Origin of the sequence: Paenibacillus beijingensis (assembly GCF_000961095.1) — a bacterium.
GTDB lineage: Bacteria > Bacillota > Bacilli > Paenibacillales > Paenibacillaceae > Paenibacillus_O > Paenibacillus_O beijingensis.
Genome location: NZ_CP011058.1, coordinates 3,664,792 through 3,682,692, shown reverse-complemented (window position 1 = coordinate 3,682,692; position 17,901 = coordinate 3,664,792). Strand labels below are relative to the sequence as shown.

The following is a 17,901-nucleotide window of genomic DNA, read 5'->3' as shown; positions in this document are numbered from 1 at the left end:
TATCGAATCCGTCTTGATCACATTATAACAGAGGAAATTATCGGCAATATGTTCAAAATTCTCAGATATTAGAAGGAAGCTGATGGATCGGTTAATGTGCCATAACTCGCAAGTTTATAATCTTCTAGGAGTTCGATTGATCTTCTATTGCTATAATAATCAAGAATGTGGTCGGCTATATTAGGGTATAAGACGATCGTTTTCAATTTACTGAGAGGCATCCATCGAACAGCTGTCTGATTGGGGTCAGGTTTGGCAGGCAATTTAGGCTCTTCTTCAGCATTCAGGGTACATTCAAAGATGATATGGATGGAAGGTTTTGTTTCAGGATCATAATCACCCGATTGCTTATTAGGATTAAACTCATAAACAAAAGCAATTGAACCCGTCTCAATATGGATACAAGCCTCTTCATACACCTCTCTGCTTAATCCATCCATCAATAATTCGCCCTTCTTTAAACCTCCGCCCGGCAGGTTATAATGGAATTCACCGTTCTCTTCATACTCAATCAACAAAATCTGATCCTCACGAAATATTAATGCCGTTGGTCTTATTCTGTGTTTCTTCATTGGTGTACTCCCCCCTGTAAATTTGCCCCGAATTCTTATCTCTTCTTTATTGGAATATATAATTCAATCTTGGCTTTCCTTTCAGGATCATCTGAAGGATTATTCATGCAGAACTCCAGACAGTACCTTTCATCGGGTTCATAATCACTATTAGGTAACCATTGACCATATAAACTCTGATAGGTAATAGCAAATTTGTCGATCGTGTCGTAAAACTGATAGAGTCCATAAAGGCCACCCGGTAAAGTTTTAAATTGTACTTCTGATTCATTTTCTTGATTGAATGTCTGTGGAATTGTGATACAGGCGTCGTAACGACAAGCATATTCTTCAGTAATACTTGGATCATCTAAAGAAACCCCGATAAAATATTGTTCGGGTGGAAACAAATTGTTCTTCCCTGCCCAAGCACCTAGCTTCCCCCATGCTTGATAAGTGTCCAGATAACTCCCAACATGTCTTACAAATGCCACATCATAATCAGGAAGTTCTTTAATCGAAATATTCATTTGCCAAATCCTCCTCAGAAAGTTATTATTGCTTCTTTCATCATAGCGAGAAGGATCATTTACTTCCTCTTGCTTATTGCCAAGATATAATGAAATATTGCTATTGTTGACCCGGTTTTTTCTAAGTTCACTCGGCGTCATGTCAAAAAGCTTCTTAAATGCCACATTAAAATTAGAAGGTGATTCGAAGCCACATAACATCGAGATTTCCAGTATTGTTATATCTGTTTCAGTTAAATAGGTTATTGATTTTTGTAACCGCTTATTTGTTAAAAATGAGAGCGGCGTCACTCCAACTATAGAGGTAAAGACTCTGGAGAAATGATACTTGGAGAAGTTTGAAACCTCCGCTAACTTATCCAGATTTATCTTATGAGATAAGTTTTCTTCTATATATTTGATTACTTTGTCAATCCGATCAGCGTAATCGTTCATTGTTGGTCTTATGTCCCTTCGCCGGTTTTCTTATAACGTTGTTGTATTCCCGAATCCGAGAGGCCTAAATGAGCGTCAGCAAACGGGTCGTTAGACTTAGCCTCACAGGAATGTTTGCCTGACATCGCTTCCCCGACTTATCTTCGGGCAGACCAAGGAGCGTCAACGATGCAGCGGGAATACGGTGTTATCAGATGTTGCTGACCACTTCGAAATACTACCAAGATCCTGTATTAATATATTCTTTGAATTTCATACAACTTAAATCATAAAAAGACACTATATTATCTTCAGGCCCATTCACAATTCTCTTATATGCCTTTCCTATTGGATTGGCTTTCGCCTTATTTACTTCAAGCAAAAATTCTCCTTCTTCATAAATCCACATACATGGCTCTCCTATAGTTTTCTTCATTAATTCTCCAACATAAGTTCCCCAAATTACTGCCATCGACCAAATTTGATTTTCGGTGGGTTTTTCTTCTTCTGTAGCATTTAGAAATTCTGTTGAGTAATATTCAAGAATCCTCTCAACATCATTTATAGTTCTCTCTTCAAAATTCAGATCAACTTCAAATGATTTTGCGTATTTAATAGCCAGATATGTATTTTTCTTAATGACTTCGAGAAATTCAGCTGAATCCATTTCAATTCTCCTGTTCATTATAAGATTTTCAGCAATTTCCGATAACGTTCTTGTATTTACGAACCCCCACCACCTTAAGCCCCGAAGGGGCGGCCGCGATACGGGTAGGTGGTGCGGGTGTGTCCGGCTTCAGCTCCCCGATACTGAGATGCCTCATCGAATCCACTTCTAACTTCTGCCGGACTGAGGGTGTGAATATAGTGTTAGGTGATTTCGGGGGGCTTCTTTGATATGCATACTATTCTCTCATTTCTATATTTTCATTTTTATTAAGAGTTTCAGATTCGTGATTTTTATTGAATTCTTCATTCTTCTTTTTTATTAATTCGATTTGTCGTTTGAGAAATTTACTCTTGATTATCAGCAGTAGCATTCCACAAATAAGTATTAGAATTCCAAGAATATAGGTAGTACTAGGAACTTTCCAAATTATAACGTGCAGGCACCAGTCGGGATGCTTCCGGTACAGTTCGCTGATCGGCGATACCATCTCCGGCTCGAACCACAGCCCGAACTGCATGTCCAGCGCGTTGATATCTTCGCCGAGCTTGCCGAGCCCTTCCGGAAGCTTGCTCTCGTCGGTCACCCAATCGCCGAGCGAGCTGTCGTCGTTATCGCGTTTGCCGAACCAGCCGTCGTCGAGCACAAACAGCTCGATCCCGAGGTCGGCGCCCGCAGCGGCAATTTCCTTGATTTTATCGGCGTTGAAGTTAAAGTAGGTCGCTTCCCAGTTGTTGATCAGAATCGGCCGCGCGCTGTCGCGGAACGCGCCGCGGCACAGGCGGGTCCGGTACAGCTTGTGGTAAATGCGCGACATGCCGCCGAGCCCTTCGGAGGAGCGGACGAGCACGGCCTCCGGCGACTGGAACGATTCGCCCGGCGCCAGCTTCCAGCTGAAATCGAACGGCGTCATGCCGATCTGAACCCGCGTCGTAAAATATTAGTCGACTTCGGCCTGAGCGAGAAAGCCGCCGCTGTAGACGAGCGAGAGCCCGTACACTTCGCCGCGCTCCTCGGTGGCGTCCTTGGCAAGCAGGGCGATGAACGGATTTTGGTTATGGCTGCTGGTTTTGTCGATCATGGAGCTGCTGAACATCCGGTTTGACAGCAGCGCGAGAATGAATTTCGGCAGCACGATCAGCGGGATGAACATCAGGATGATTTTGTTGCGCAGCTGCAGATTGCCGAGCCATTGCGCTCGTTTGCGGAATTTCATTTTTCATTCCCCCGTAGCCTATCCATGTGCTGTCAAATGTATCACAAAGACGTGCCGAATTAAACCTCTCCCTAGGGGGGCAAAAAAGAGGATCCGTGCGGGACGGATCCTCCTCTGACATGAAAAGTGAAGATGAATGATTATTGGTTGCACCCTCTTGCGGTAATCGTTAAAATTTTCTCGACCCTTCCGTCTCTAATCCCATAGGCTTTATTGTACAGGTTAACCGTCGGGCACACATGATTGGGGTAAATTTCTATCCGATCGCCCAGATTCAAGGAACCTCCCGGATAAATAATGGCATGTTCATCCGACAGCTTCTTAATCATTAAATCAGGATGAGATTTGATTTTACCGAAGCCTTCCGTTTTCAGTACCCCGCTCGATCGTTGATCAATGGTCATCGATTTGGCTCCTGCATCGGCAACGACTTTTTCCTCGCCTTTCTTGGAGGTAACGGTTGACAAAATCGTAGCCGCACAACGATTAATGTCGCCAAGATAATATGCATGTCCCACGTCATAAAAAACGTAAGTTCCCGGCCTGACTTCCGTGATTCCCGGCAGAAATTCCCCGGCCAGCTGCCCCAATGTGCAGCCGATACTGATTTCGCACGAGATTCCCCACTTCGCTTCGATTTGTTTCCCAGTTTCCACAGCCTGCTTCTGCGTATCGAGCGCGATTTGCTTCATCTCTTCCTTTTCCGACGCATTATAGGTGTGGCCCTCATGGGCAAATATGCCCGCGAGCTTTACTTGCGGGAACCGGGACACGATCTCTCCCGCCAGCTCAACCGCTTCCTCCGGCTCCACGCCGCAGCGATGCATTCCGGTATCGACTTCGATCATCACTTCAACGGGCACTTGGTCCCCGAAGAAACGATCCAGCTGTTCGACATGATAAATCGAGTCTACAGCAAGCCGAACCTTCGCTTTCTCGGCAAGCGAGCGCAAACGGACCATTTTCTGCTCACCAACGATTTCGGTCGCGATAAAAATGTCCGTTATTCCGGCCCCCGCCATCGCTTCCGCTTCGCCAAGCTTGGCCACCGTAATGCCTCGGGCTCCGTATTCCAACTGCAATTGGGCTACTTCCGCCATTTTGTGCGTTTTTGTATGGGGTCTTAATTTGACTCCGGCGGAGTCGGCCAGAGCCTGCATTTCCTTCAGGTTTCGTTCCATCCGGTCCAGATCGATAAGAAGAGACGGCGTATCCAGTTGTTCGGCTTTCATTCCAATCATTGATTTATACCTCCTGGAGTTCATTTATCGAATTGATTTTGGACTTCAATGATTCGTACACAAATGATGCGGCCTCAAGATCTTGAACCGACAGCCCCGTTGAATCGAACAACGTAATTTCACGTTCGTTCTCGCGGCCTTTCTTCTTATTGTTTACGATTTCCCCAATCTCCGCATAAAGCTCTTCGTGTGCGATTCCGTGTTGAAATTCTCCCATGGCCGCACTCTGCACCCACAGATCGCATACCATTTTGTCCGGCTTTCTGTCGATCAGAAGCTCCCGTTTCCCTCTGGTGTCGCTCCCCATCGCATTGATATGCGTTCCATCCTTGACCCAGGATGTATGTAAAACAGGCGTATAAGACGGGGTCGTTGTCACGATGATGTCCGATTGCCCGGCCAATTCCCGAGGAGATGGGCAGATCGCAGCCGAATAGCCCTTTTTTTCGATGATTTCCTTGGCCATTTGTTCCGCTTTCCCCTCCGACTTTCCGTATAGGAGCACTTTTTCGACGGAAAAAGAGGCGATCAGCCCTTCCAACTGTGACCTTGCTTGAGCACCGGTTCCTATGATCCCGACAATTTTGCTATCCTTTCGGGCGAGACGTTTGGCGGCAACGACTCCGGCGGCTGCCGTGCGCACGGCCGTCAAATAATTGGCGCTCAATGCACATAACGGCTCGCCGCTTTCCGCGTCAAACAACATCATCGTTGATTGATGATTCATCTTTCCTTTAACCGCATTGCCTAACCAAAAACCGCCTGCCTTCAGTCCGATATATTTCTTCGTTTTCAGATAAGAGGATTTGATGCCGAAGATCCCTCGATGCTCCCGTATTTCTTCCCGCACCGCAGGAAAGATGACGCTTTGAGAAGCGTTCAGCTCGGCATAAGCTCTTTCCGTTAAATGAATGGCATCCTGTAAGGTCAACAAGTCTTTAACATCACGTTCGCTAATGAATATCACTTGGCAGTTCATCGTCCTTCCCAAATTAATAGCTCATAATTTATTTAACAAACGGGCTCCCGCAATTCCCGGATGTGTCAACTCATACGGATCGAGGATGATGTTTAATTCTTCCTCCGTCAATACTTGATGCAGCAGACATAGTTCCCGAACCGACCGATCGGTTTGAATAGCTTCTCTGGCAATTGTTGCCGATACTTCATAACCCAGATGAGGATTAAGCGCCGTAATGACTCCGGCACTTTTCTCTAGATATTCTCTGCATCGGACTTCGTTCGCTTCGATTCCTTCAAGGCAATGGGTCCGAAAAACTTTGAACACTTGATTCATCATGCTCAAGGATTGCAACAGGTTAAATACCATTACCGGCTCCATGACGTTCAATTCCAACTGCCCGGCCTCTGAAGCGAGGCATATGGTGTGATCGTTTCCGATAACCTGGAAAGCGACCTGATTAAGAACCTCGCACATCACCGGGTTTACCTTGCCCGGCATGATTGACGATCCCGGCTGGCGGGCAGGAATGCTGATTTCGCCCAAGCCTGCCCCCGGGCCGGAAGCAAGCAGCCGCAGATCATTCGCTATCTTGGACATATTGATCATGCAAACCTTTAAAGCTGAGGAAAACTGGGTATAAGCATCTGTATTTTGAGTCGCATCCACCAGATCCTCCGCACTGTATAATGGAAAACCGCTTAATTCCGCGAGAAGCTCAGCCGCCCTTTTCATATAGCGCGGATCTGCATTTAAACCCGTCCCCACCGCTGTTGCACCTATATTTATTTCATACAGATATTCCCCGCTCATCTGGATTCGTACGATATCTCTGGCTAATACACGGCTGTATGCTTCAAACTCCTGTCCAAGTCGAATCGGAACGGCATCCTGCAGATGCGTACGACCCATTTTGACTACGCCGGCGAAATCCTTTCTTTTTTCCCAAAAGCCCGGTGCAATTCATTCATCGTTTCCAGCAGCTTGTCCAGTAAAGAAAGAGCGGCAATATGGATGGCTGTGGGGAAAACATCATTCGTTGATTGGGCCCTGTTGACGTCGTTGTTCGGACTCACGATATTGTAATCCCCTTTGGCCCCTCCCAAAAGCTCTATCGCCCGGTTGGCGATAACTTCGTTGGCATTCATGTTAAATGATGTGCCGGCCCCTCCTTGTATAGGGTCGACGATAAACTGATCATGCCACTTTCCTCCGATAATTTCATTCGCTGCCTGCACGATCGCATCACTCAAATGGGGAGCAAGCTGCTTAATCTCTTTATTGGCCAAGGCAGCAGCTTTTTTTACGATGGCCAACGCCACAATAAGTTCTTTATGAATTCGGTAACCGGTAATGGGAAAATTCTCGACAGCCCGCAAGGTTTGAATACCGTAATAAGCTTCAGCCGGAACTACCTTTGATCCCAAAAAATCCTTTTCAATCCGCACTTTCTTCGGCATTCCAATACCTCCTCATATCGTTGTATGGTTCTGAATGCCGGTTGCGGCTTTCAACGAGAATGCATACTTCTGAGCCTTGTCCCGGTCAAATTGACGTTCCCATTTTGACATCACGATTGCAGCCAGTCCGTTCCCTATCACGTTAACCGCCGTTCGTGCCATGTCCAAAAGTCGATCAATAGCCGTAATAAACGCCACTCCTTCGATCGGAAGACCCGCCGAGCTCAAGGTTGCCAAGAGAACGACCAGAGACGCTCCGGGAACTCCGGCCATCCCCTTGGATGTCAGCATCAGAACGAATACAATCAAAATTTGGGAGCTAATCGGCAAATCAATTCCAAACATTTGGGCGATAAAAACAGTCGCAATCGCTTGATAGAGAGTTGAACCGTCGAGGTTGAACGAATATCCGGTAGGAATTACGAAAGAGGATATTGACTTGGGGCATCCAAACTTCTCCATTTTCTCGATCAGTTTAGGTAATACTGCTTCAGAGCTTGCTGTTGAAAACGCAAGAACGATCTCGTCTTTCAGCACTTTTATAATCGTAATAATGTTGGTACCGCAATATTTCGCGATGAGTGCAAATATAACAAACACAAACATCAGCATGCCAATATAGACAGAGAGTACCAGCTTGCCCATTGGAATCAAAGCGGCGACACCAAATTTAGAAACTGTTACTCCAATCAAGCCAAAAACACCGAATGGAGCAAACTTCATAATCTGATTCGTTACCCAAAACATCGTTTCCGAGACACCTTCAAAAAATTGAAGTATGGGCCGGCCTCTCTCGCCCAGTGTTGAAACTCCAAGACCGAACAGTACGGAGAAAAAGACAATGGCAAGCAAATCTCCATTTGCAAACGCCTGGAATATGTTGCTCGGTACAATATTAACGAATGTATCGGACATACTATGACTTATTTTTTCCGAAGTCTCCACATATTTGCCGATATCGCCTTTGGAAAGATGAGACATATCGACACCTTTACCCGGTTTAAATAAATTGGCAATCAATAATCCGAATACAATCGCAAACGTCGTCACAATCTCAAAATAAAGAATCGTTTTCCCGCCGAGCCTGCCAAGCTTCTTAATATCACCTACTCCAGCAATCCCCACAACGAGAGTTGAAAATACGATTGGCACAACGATCATTTTAATAAGCCGAATAAAAATATCGCCTATCGGCTTTAAATAAACGGAAACTGCCGGATTGCCGTAAAAAACGGACCCTATTGCGATCCCAAGAATTAGTCCAATGACGATTTGCCAAACCAAGCCAATTTTCTTCTTTTTCAATTGCTTCGCCTCCGATAACGATATTACTAATCAGCTTTTAATCCCGCTCCACACAAGGGAATTACAACGGTGGTTCCATGATGATTAAGTTCGAATGGATTACTTGGAAAAAGATTCTGATCCACCGGCAACTTCCCGGATGTACATTTCCTTACATACTCGACAAAACCGGCGTAAGTTGCCGCGGTTGTAGGCTCTACGTAAAATCCTTTCTTCGCCAGTGTTATTCTGGCATCCGGTATCGCCGCTTCCGGTGCCGTCACGACAACCCCGCGGGTTTCTCTTACCGCTGCAAGTATTTGCCTGCTTCTTGGCGGATCTGCTATAGCGATCCCTTCGGCTGCCGTTCCTGTATTTACGACCGGATGAGCTTCATCTTTCATTGCATCAAAAGCCCTTGCAATAGGCGCACACCCCTCTGCTTGAACGGCTAATAATCTTGGCATTTTGTTGATCAAACCCCACTCCAGCAATTCCTTAAAACCGTAATAAGCTCCCAGCAGCAGAGTTCCATTTCCGACAGGAACGACGACGACATCGGGCGCCTTCCTTAGCTGCTCCCATATTTCATAGGCATAGGTCTTTGTCCCTTGATAAAAGAACGGGTTATAAACGTGGCTCGCATAAAAAGCTTCTTTCTTCCGAACCGCCTCTTGAGCCGCCTTCGCTGTATCTTCGCGGCTTCCTGGAACCGGGCAGACCTTTGCGCCATGTGCGCTGATCTGCTTTATCTTTTTGCTTGAAGTACGATCAGGGACATAAATCTCACATTCCATACCCGCCCGATTCGCATAGGCCGCAATGGAAGTACCGGCATTCCCGCTGCTGTCCGCAACAATAAACTTGGCTCCAAGCTCTTGCGCTTTTGTAATTAACACAGCTGCTCCTCTGTCTTTAAATGAAAGTGTGGGCATTAAAAAATCAAGCTTCACGAATATATCGGGAAGGTCCGGAGATAATGCCACCATTGGAGTGCCCCCTTCCCCCAGAGAAACGGAACTGCTGCCGTCGAATTGCTGCGCGAAAGGAAGCGCTTCTCTGTAACGCCAAATATCCTTTGATCTGGATTGTATTTTTTCCAAGTCGAATCGAATGTCAAAATCAACAAGATCAAACAAGCCTCCGCATTTGCATCGCCATAATGTCTTGTCCGGGGCATAAGTTCTCTTGCACAAATTGCATATGTATTTCATAGAGCACTCTCTCCTTCAATTAGCTCAACCGATGAATGATGATCAGCAGATATAGTTTGAATATTCAGTCTTTAAGTGTTAAAGCTCGTTCTTTATATGTAGATCCCAGCATCTCAAATGGGAATTATCCTTCCCATTTGAGATGCTTATTCACTTCCTAGTCCGAATTATTTTTTCTAATTTCATCCAGATAGCTATAAATCGTCACTTTAGACACCTTCAGCAAATCAGCGACCTTATCGATTGCTCCTTTAATCAAAAACACGCCCTTCTCGTCCATAAATTTCACGAGTTGAAGCTTATGACTACGGTCCATATCATCAACACGATCTTTATCTACAATTTTACCGATTAGGTCATCAACGATGTCGAGCACATTTCCATAGAGCTCCACCTCCTCTTTTACGGAATCTTGCTCAAGCTGGGAGAAGCTTCCGAAAAAATCTTTTGCAATTTCCAAATGCGTCAGGTCAAAGTTGATACATAAGGCTCCAATCACTTCCCCTATAGAATTTCTTATAAGAGCTGTAGAGGATTTTATCACTTTGTTGTCGATCGTTTCTGTTTTATAATTGGCAACAAGATCGTTTTGGAATTTATTGGACAGCAGCACCTGGGTGATCAAATGATTAAATGGCTGACCGACTTCTCTTCCTGTAACATGGCCGTTAGCTACATATATTACGGACGATTGAGGATGGGTTAAATCATGCAGAATCACCTCGCAGTGTTTCCCGAATGTTTGAGCGATCGCTTCTACTATAGGGATGTACCGTTTCAATTCCACTTCTGATTTATTCATCATACTGCAACTCCTTTTCATATAGTTTATTATACGAATTAATATAATTTTGTAAAGATAAAATATAAAAAAATCTATGTCCCTTTTATCGTCTCCTGCGTAACGCAAGAGCAAGCCTCTTCCTTACATACGAAAAGCGTCCCCGCCCCTTTTTCCAATTCGGACAACTAATTGGACGGATAAATTGATCCCCGCACAAGTCGTCCACTGGCTCCCGGACATGATCAAGCAATTTCAGAAAGACTATCCCAATATTGACGATTATTCAATTATAGCAATGGTCGACGCGATTGGAGAACGATTTCGTCAGACAGGCGAAGGTGTAAGCGCCGGAGCGCTCGACCAACGTCAAGCAGCGGCCACCGTGCACTGGGAGCAGTGCACGGTGGCCGCTGGGAGGCTAAATTAATGTATTTTTGTTTCATCGAGCTCAGCTTCGATACGGGAGACTTTCGAAGACTCACCCATACGCAAGTAAACGATAAGGCTTACGGCGATGCAGGCAGCTACGTAGAAGTAGAAGAGAAACTCAATTCCAATTCTCTTAAACCATAATGCGATGAATTCCGCCGTCCCGCCGAACACCGCCACGGTAAGTCCGTAAGGGAGACCTACGCCAATCGCGCGGACTTCCGTCGGGAAAAGTTCGGCTTTCACGATGGCATTGATGGACGTGTATCCGGTAACAATGATTAAACCCGCCATCATGATCAAAAATGCCCCGATAGAGCTATTCGTATGCTCCAAGATGAAGAACAGCGGCACCGTCAGCAACGTTCCGAGAATTCCAAAACTGATGAGCAGCGGCCGCCGTCCAATCCGGTCGGACAGCATGCCGGCGAGCGGCTGAAGGATAACAAATACGAGCAAAGCGATAAAGTTGATCCAGCTGACAACTTCCTTCGGAAGTCCCATCGAATTGACCATGAATTTCTGTAAATAAGTCGTGTACGTATAAAAAGCGACCGTTCCGCCCAAGGTGAGTCCAATAACCGTCACAACCGCCTTTGGGTGCTTAAGCAGAGCTCGAATCGTCCCGGCGTTCGCCCGGCTTTCGGACTTCATCTTGGAAAACTGCTCGGATTCGTCCATCGTGCGGCGCAGCCATAATACGGCGAGTGCCCCGATGGCTCCGATAATGAAAGGAATTCGCCAGCCCCAGGCCTTCATATCAGGTTCGCTGAGCATTTGCTGGAGAATGATCTGAACCCCAAGCGCGACCAGCTGTCCGGCAATAAGGGTGACATACTGGAAGCTGGAGTAGAAGCCGCGGCGGCCGCTGCTGGCCATTTCGGACAAATAGGTAGCCGAGGTGCCATACTCTCCGCCTAGCGATAACCCTTGAAGCAGACGGGCAAGAACCAGAATGATCGGAGCAAATATGCCGATCGTACTGTAACTCGGGGTACAGGCGATGATCAGCGAACCGCCGGCCATAACGGAGATGGAAAGCGTCAGCGCGGCACGGCGTCCATGACGGTCGGCATAGCGGCCCAGCAGCAGGCTCCCAATCGGGCGCATCAGGAAGCCGACCGCAAAAATTGCAGCTGTGTTTAGCAGCTGGCTGGTAGGATCTCCTGTCGGGAAAAACTCAGACGAGAAGTATACTGCAAAAGCAGCATAAACGTACCAATCGTACCATTCGATCAGATTTCCGACCGAACCTTTGAAGATGTTGCTTGCGATGTTTCGCTTTTGTGCATGCTCAATCGATTGAATCATTATGATGTCTTCCTCCTGATGTACCGGTGCTAGTGAACAATCGGACAATATTGTTGTCAACCGATAATACCAGCATCCATGATTATACCATATATATTATGCATAATTATACATGCACTCGATTAGATTGAACAGGATGATTTCGTTTTCCCCCAAGAAAATAATTACTGCTGAGTGCTAACAAAATAAAACCTACCATTGAAATGACGACACCGGACCAATTAAAATGCTTCCACAGGATGCCAGGAAGCCACGCTGAGGTCATGGCTTCTTTCAAAAGTAAGCATCTATAATTCAGTCATCCAATTCTTCCACTGCTTGTCTATAATGAGATAACAACGAAAAACGGCTCCCGAAAACTCCGGAAGCCGCACCGTGTATAATAAATTACGGAATGAAGTCGAAACTTTTCAAGAGCAGACTATTCGATAACTTCCACGCTCCACTTTTGCCTATCAAGAGCAGGGTCGGGATCATTTAAGATCAGCTCAGTCCCCGTCTCCGAGACCTCCAGCGCTTTTCCATGATGAACCGAGGTGATGGTAACCGTGCCGTCTTCGTTGTTGCGAAGCAGCCATCGCTGATTGTTAAAGCCAAGATAATTGTACAGCTGGATTTTGTTTTGTCCGGTATCCAGATCGAGGGCCTTCCCTTCTGGAGTGCGGATGGAGTAGGAGCCCAGTTCATCGCCCGTCGGCACTAAAACCCAGGCTTGTTTAGCCTCTCCTTCCCTGACATCCCGAATCGTGACGGGCTCCCCGTTTTGCGATGTCGCGGTGAACAGGAACTTGTTCGTCGCGCTGTTTACGAAGCTTGCCCTTTGCAGCTTGGCCGGCTGCATCTGGCTCGCGTTGACATTCTGATAATAAGCCTGGCCGCCAAAGACATTCACGCCGAAATGCCCCTCCGCAAACGTACCGTCCGAAAGGTCCATGATCTTTACTCCGTCCACGGAGATGCGGATATGCGGTCCATTCGCTTCGATTTTGACGCTGTATGTTTTCCCGGGCGTCACAAAGGTCGGTACCTTCGCCAGCACTTGCCGGTCGGCAAACCCTCCGTCCACTTTGTAGAACAGCCGAAATGCCTTCATATTCGGATCGATATTGAAATAGTAGCCGCTGCGCCCGTCCTGGCTGGCCCGGAACAACAGGGAGCCCGCGCCGCCGGTTTCAGCAAGCCTCATATCCGCTTCATACGTGAAGTCGCCTGCTTGCTCCTGCGCCATGTAATTGGCGTCGCTCCAATAACTGCCCCGGATGCCGTACTCCGCAGCCATCCATTTCGACGAGGACAGATCGGGGGTCCAGCCGGTCAGATTCGTAAGGAATTGGCCGTCAAAAACCCTTACCGGCACCGTTGCCGTCGTCTTCCCGTTAGGTGTAGACGCGGTAATGACCGCTTCGCCTTTGGCTGCAGCCCGAATGACGGCTTGCGTATGATCGGCGTAGACGATCTGCACGACGCTTGGGTCGCTGGTGTTCCATTGGATCGGCCGCTCTCCGTTGTTGTTTTTTCCGCTCTCCACCACGGCATGCAAAGTCTCCGCCCCCCCGAGAGCGATTTCACGGACGGTCGTGTTCATCCGAATCCGGGCCGAATCCGGATCCGCTGTATCTTGATTCCAGACGTCGTTAAGCGCGTACACCTTCATGGATACCACGTTCACCTTGCCGCCGTCGGTGTAAAAGCTCATCCACCGGCTGGCCGGATCCGGGAATATCAGGTCGCTGAAGACAACCTTGCCGTCATTCGCAAACACCTCAATCGAGGATTCATCCACGAAAATATGCATTTTTACGCGATTGTTCTCCGGCTGAAGCGGTGCGGTATGAAGCGTAGAGAACAGATTGGAAAAATCGGTTACGCCGGAATCGGATCGATCCACAAACATCCGATTGTCCGTGACGTTATACCCGGTTACCGTTTTCTGTTCGGCAACCTTGCGGAGATGGAAACCGAATTCCCGCACTCCGCTTCCCTTCGGAATTTCAATTTCAGCTTCGATTTCATAGGCCCCGGAAGTCAATCCATCCAGCAAATTGCTCCCGTTCGGGTTTACTTCGCGATTAACAACGGAGAAAATCTCCCTTCGTAACGATTTCAGCTCCTCGATCGGGGCTTGCGCCAATCGAAGTCCCTCCTCCGTACGCTTCAGCGTCACTTCGCGCGGCAGGGTGATTTCTCCCTTCCAGCCTTGAGTGGGGAAAGCAAAGGGATAATCCCAGTTTGTCAACCAAGCTACCAGGATCCGGCGATGGTTGGGGAGATCCGAGAAGGACATCGACGCATAAAATTCCTTGCCGTAATCGGTTCTCAGCACTTTGCCGACGGGATTATCATTGCTGAATTTGCCTTCCGGCGTAAGCGTGCCGACAAAATACTCCGCGTCCGAGCCTTGCGTTCTCGGGTTGGCGCCCGTACTGATCATGAGCACCCACTTTTTCTCGCCCGTCCCCTCCACGGTAAGCGGGAACAAGTCCGGACATTCCCACACTCCGCCCCGAACGTAATCGCCGTAGCCGAAATTGTCGGTAAGCGTCCAGTCGATCAAATTGGTGGAGGTAAAGAAGCGGATATGATCGCCTCCCGAAACGACCATCACCCAACGTCGATTCTCCTCGTCCCGTACGACCTTCGGATCGCGGAAGTCCCAGCCGCCCGGGTCCTCTCCTTGCTTTCCGGGATTTTCGATCACGATCGGGCGTTCCTTGGGGTAAACCCAGGTTCGGCCTTTATCCGTACTGTATGCGATTCCGATGCGCTGATTGCCGCCCGGCAGATCCGGATTAAAGGACGTATAGTAGGCAATCAACCCTTTACCGCCCGATTCCGTGAACAACCCGGATGCATTATGAAGATCGGCAACGGCCGAGCCCGACCATACGTGTCCGTGATCATTCCAGGGCAAGGCAATCGGAAGGCGCTTCCAATTCACAAGATCGGTACTGACTGCATGGGCCCAAGTCCCTCCATCCTGATGAAACAGATGATATTCGCCTTCGTAGTAAACGAGCCCGTTCGGGTCGCTGGCAGACCCGCGGGCAGGGCTATAATGATAGGCGGGACGATACGGCTCCGTATAATAGTCGTCTGCCGCGGTCACATACACATTCTGAAAATACGCGCTGCCCGCGGATACGGACAAACCGGCCCGACCGCTTATGTAGCTGCTATCAGTTACATCGATGGCTGCTTCGGCATATCCATCGATATATACCTTGATCCGGTCGCCGATTGCACGGATTTCAACATGGTGCCGGGACACCGGCTGCGTGGGATAGGTCTGGTCCGAACTCTTGATGACCGTTCCGTCCGCTTTCCTCAGCTGCACCCAAACCTGATTTCCTTCATTCCGCAAGGAAACCGCATAGCCCGATACCCCCTTCTCATCCACCCTGAACAGCATCGCACCGTCCGCCGATGCCGGACTCAAGGAAATATCCCCTTCAAATACGAAATCCCGGTGTATTTCCCCATAAATTTGCAAGGCCTGAAGCTCCAAAGTTCCCGCACCTTTATAACCTCTCAGGTCCGGCTTCCAGGTACCTGTATGGTAGACCGGAGTACCGAGATTCCCTTTCATACCGCTTATTCTCACATTCTGAAACACCGCCGAACCGTCCCACACATTCAGCCCCAGGTAACCGGTCGCGTATGCCTCGTCATCCACATCGATGATCGGTTTATAGCGATCTTCCCAAAAAACCTTGATATTGGTCCCTTCGGTTCTCACCTTCAGATGATAGATGCCGCCCGCCGCAAGGCTAACCTGGCGTTCCACCCACAAAGCGCCTGCACCGTTAGCGTCTTTCAACCGGAGCAGTCCGGCTTGAGGTACAATTTGCAGCAAGTAGGAGGACCAGCCATCCTCATTGGAACGGAATACAAGCGTGGCGTCCGCCTTCGCGTCCGTCACCATAACATCCGCCTCATAGATAAAATCATCCGCCCGCGTATCTGAAATGGCCATTACATTCTCTTTGGGATCGGAAGTCAGCACAATCCCTTGCTCCGTGTCTTCAAGCTTTCCTTTTCCTGTTATTCTCCAGCCCGACAGATCGCTGTTTGATTTGGTTGCGCTTTCAAAAATAGCGGAGTCTTCCTTATCGGGCTCCACAGCAGCTTGTTCCCCGGCGGCTCGGGCCATTCCCGGAAAGGCGGCCAGGAGCGGCATCGAAGCGAGGACAAGTACGAAGGTCAACAGAACAGGCAGCACCGTTTTGATTCTTTTCATTCGCACCCTCTTTTCTTTCAAAAGGATAGGATCAGATTCTGGATTGAAAGACGGCCGAGAAGAAGGAGCTGCTTGTCGGCAGCTCCTTCCTTACGACTTTAGTTCGAACCCTTGGCAGACGGTACCAACGTATAGACCGACAATGAATAAAGCTTAAACCGTTCCTCATCGGAAACCAGGGAGATTTCTGTGGAATCGGCATTCGGATAGATCAGGTCGGTAATTACCGCCTGCCCGTCATTCGCGAATACTTCAACGGAAGAGAGGTCCATAAAGATTCTTAGATCGAGCGTCTTTCCCGGAGATTGCAGCTTGGCTGCATGAACGCCGCTGAAATGCTCATGAAATTGATGCAATCCGGATTTCGTCCGGTCGACATAAACTTCGCCCCGGCTTGCCTCAACTCCGACCACGGTCTCGATCCGGCCGCCCTTTCTTACCTTGAATGCAAAAGTTGAACCGGCCGGGACGACGGCTGTTACCTCGTAGCTCTCCAATTGCAAGGCGGACAGCGCTTCCTCCGCTTCTTCCCTGGAAACATTCTCAAGCTCCAATACCGGAACGCGAGCACGCTCCAGTTCATGCACGGGCTTCTGTACCAAGATCACGCTGCCGTCCGCAAGCGACCCGAGCCCGATTTCTCTCGGTACGGTCATTGCACCGCGAAACCCTTCCGTTGGGGTAAGGTTGGCATATTTCCAGTTGCTCATCCAACCGATAAAGAGACGTCTGCCATCCGCAGCCGGAACGTCGGACCAGCTTACGCCGGCGTAGTTATCCCTGCCGTAATCCAGCCAGCGCACCGTGTACGAATCCTCATCGGGCATAAACGTCACTCCGTCAAATTCACCAGTAAAATACTGCGTTCTCGAGCCTTCCTTATAGGCCGGGTGATCGCCGATGCTGACAAGCATCACCCACTTTTGACGCGATGAATCCCCATCGACCGCCAGGGCGAACAAATCCGGGCACTCCCAAACACCGCCATGGAAACCGATATCGGCCCCGAACTCGCTTCCGAATGTCCACGATTTCAAATCGCCCGAATGATAGATGCAGACCGATTGCCCGCAAGCGATCACCATGACCCACCGCCCGGTCTGCTCGTGCCAGAACACCTTGGGATCGCGAAAGTCGACAAAAGTGTCGTGCTTCAGTACCGGATTCCCTTCATACTTCGTCCAGGTTCTTCCGCTGTCCTTGCTGTACGCCAGGCTCTGGGTTTGAACCGGGTCGCCGCCCTCCTGCACAAGATGATGCGTAAAAATCGCGACAAGGCCCGGTTCATTTTCGAAAAATCCCGTTGTATTGTTCCAATCCACGACAGCGCTTCCTGAAAAGATCATGCCATTCTCATCCGGCGCGAGCGCAATATCGAGTTCTTCCCATACGATAAGGTCTTTACTCACCGCATGGCCCCAATGCATCGGGCCCCAGGTCATTCCATACGGATGATGCTGATAGAAAAGATGATACTCCCCTTTAAAATACACCATCCCGTTCGGGTCGTTCATCCACTTCTCTTTTGGCGAAAAATGATATTTCCCTCTGTAATTGTGTTTGATCATCGTAGACACAGGATGCCTCTCTCCTTTACTCCAT

General features: G+C 48.4%; 11 protein-coding genes and 2 pseudogenes. All 13 read right to left on the bottom strand.

All coding sequences use genetic code 11. The features are described from left to right. Positions 1-68: 68 nt before the first annotated feature. Positions 69-572, bottom strand: a complete 504-nt coding sequence (locus VN24_RS16650) for an NUDIX domain-containing protein (protein WP_045671310.1) — start codon at positions 570-572, stop codon at positions 69-71. Between the two features lie 35 nt (positions 573-607). Continuing rightward, positions 608-1,516 carry an AraC family transcriptional regulator gene (locus VN24_RS26980; RefSeq protein WP_082083807.1) on the bottom strand — a complete coding sequence of 303 codons (909 nt, stop codon included), beginning with the start codon at positions 1,514-1,516 and terminating at the stop codon, positions 608-610. 217 nt (positions 1,517-1,733) lie between these two features. Beyond that, the gene (locus VN24_RS26435; protein WP_052703007.1) at positions 1,734-2,162 is read right to left on the bottom strand and encodes a hypothetical protein; all 429 of its coding nucleotides are present in this window, start codon (positions 2,160-2,162) and stop codon (positions 1,734-1,736) included. Between the two features lie 433 nt (positions 2,163-2,595). After that, positions 2,596-3,228, bottom strand: a pseudogene (locus VN24_RS16635) (alpha-galactosidase); the annotation flags it as partial. 290 nt (positions 3,229-3,518) lie between these two features. Continuing rightward, on the bottom strand, positions 3,519-4,619 hold the full coding sequence (locus tag VN24_RS16625; RefSeq protein WP_052703006.1) for an alanine racemase: 1,101 nt from the start codon (positions 4,617-4,619) through the stop codon (positions 3,519-3,521). Between the two features lie 4 nt (positions 4,620-4,623). Beyond that, a complete protein-coding gene (locus tag VN24_RS16620; protein ID WP_045671307.1) occupies positions 4,624-5,598 on the bottom strand; it encodes an ornithine cyclodeaminase family protein in 975 nt (324 codons plus the stop codon). 21 nt (positions 5,599-5,619) lie between these two features. Further along, positions 5,620-7,040, bottom strand: a pseudogene (gene aspA / locus VN24_RS16615) (aspartate ammonia-lyase). A gap of 12 nt (positions 7,041-7,052) precedes the next feature. After that, positions 7,053-8,345, bottom strand: a complete 1,293-nt coding sequence (locus VN24_RS16610) for a cation:dicarboxylate symporter family transporter (RefSeq protein ID WP_045671306.1) — start codon at positions 8,343-8,345, stop codon at positions 7,053-7,055. Between the two features lie 26 nt (positions 8,346-8,371). Next, positions 8,372-9,538: a threonine synthase gene (locus tag VN24_RS16605; protein WP_045671305.1), complete on the bottom strand. Its 1,167-nt coding sequence runs from the start codon at positions 9,536-9,538 to the stop codon at positions 8,372-8,374. 157 nt (positions 9,539-9,695) lie between these two features. Beyond that, positions 9,696-10,343, bottom strand: a complete 648-nt coding sequence (locus VN24_RS16600; RefSeq protein WP_338012183.1) for a helix-turn-helix transcriptional regulator — start codon at positions 10,341-10,343, stop codon at positions 9,696-9,698. Between the two features lie 402 nt (positions 10,344-10,745). Beyond that, positions 10,746-12,062 carry an MFS transporter gene (locus VN24_RS16590; protein WP_045671303.1) on the bottom strand — a complete coding sequence of 439 codons (1,317 nt, stop codon included), beginning with the start codon at positions 12,060-12,062 and terminating at the stop codon, positions 10,746-10,748. A gap of 421 nt (positions 12,063-12,483) precedes the next feature. Then, positions 12,484-16,299, bottom strand: coding sequence for a GH32 C-terminal domain-containing protein (locus VN24_RS16585; RefSeq protein WP_052703005.1), 3,816 nt, complete (start codon positions 16,297-16,299; stop codon positions 12,484-12,486). Positions 16,300-16,397: 98 nt separating this feature from the next. Next, the gene (locus VN24_RS16580; RefSeq protein ID WP_045671302.1) at positions 16,398-17,876 is read right to left on the bottom strand and encodes a glycoside hydrolase family 32 protein; all 1,479 of its coding nucleotides are present in this window, start codon (positions 17,874-17,876) and stop codon (positions 16,398-16,400) included. Positions 17,877-17,901: the final 25 nt, after the last annotated feature.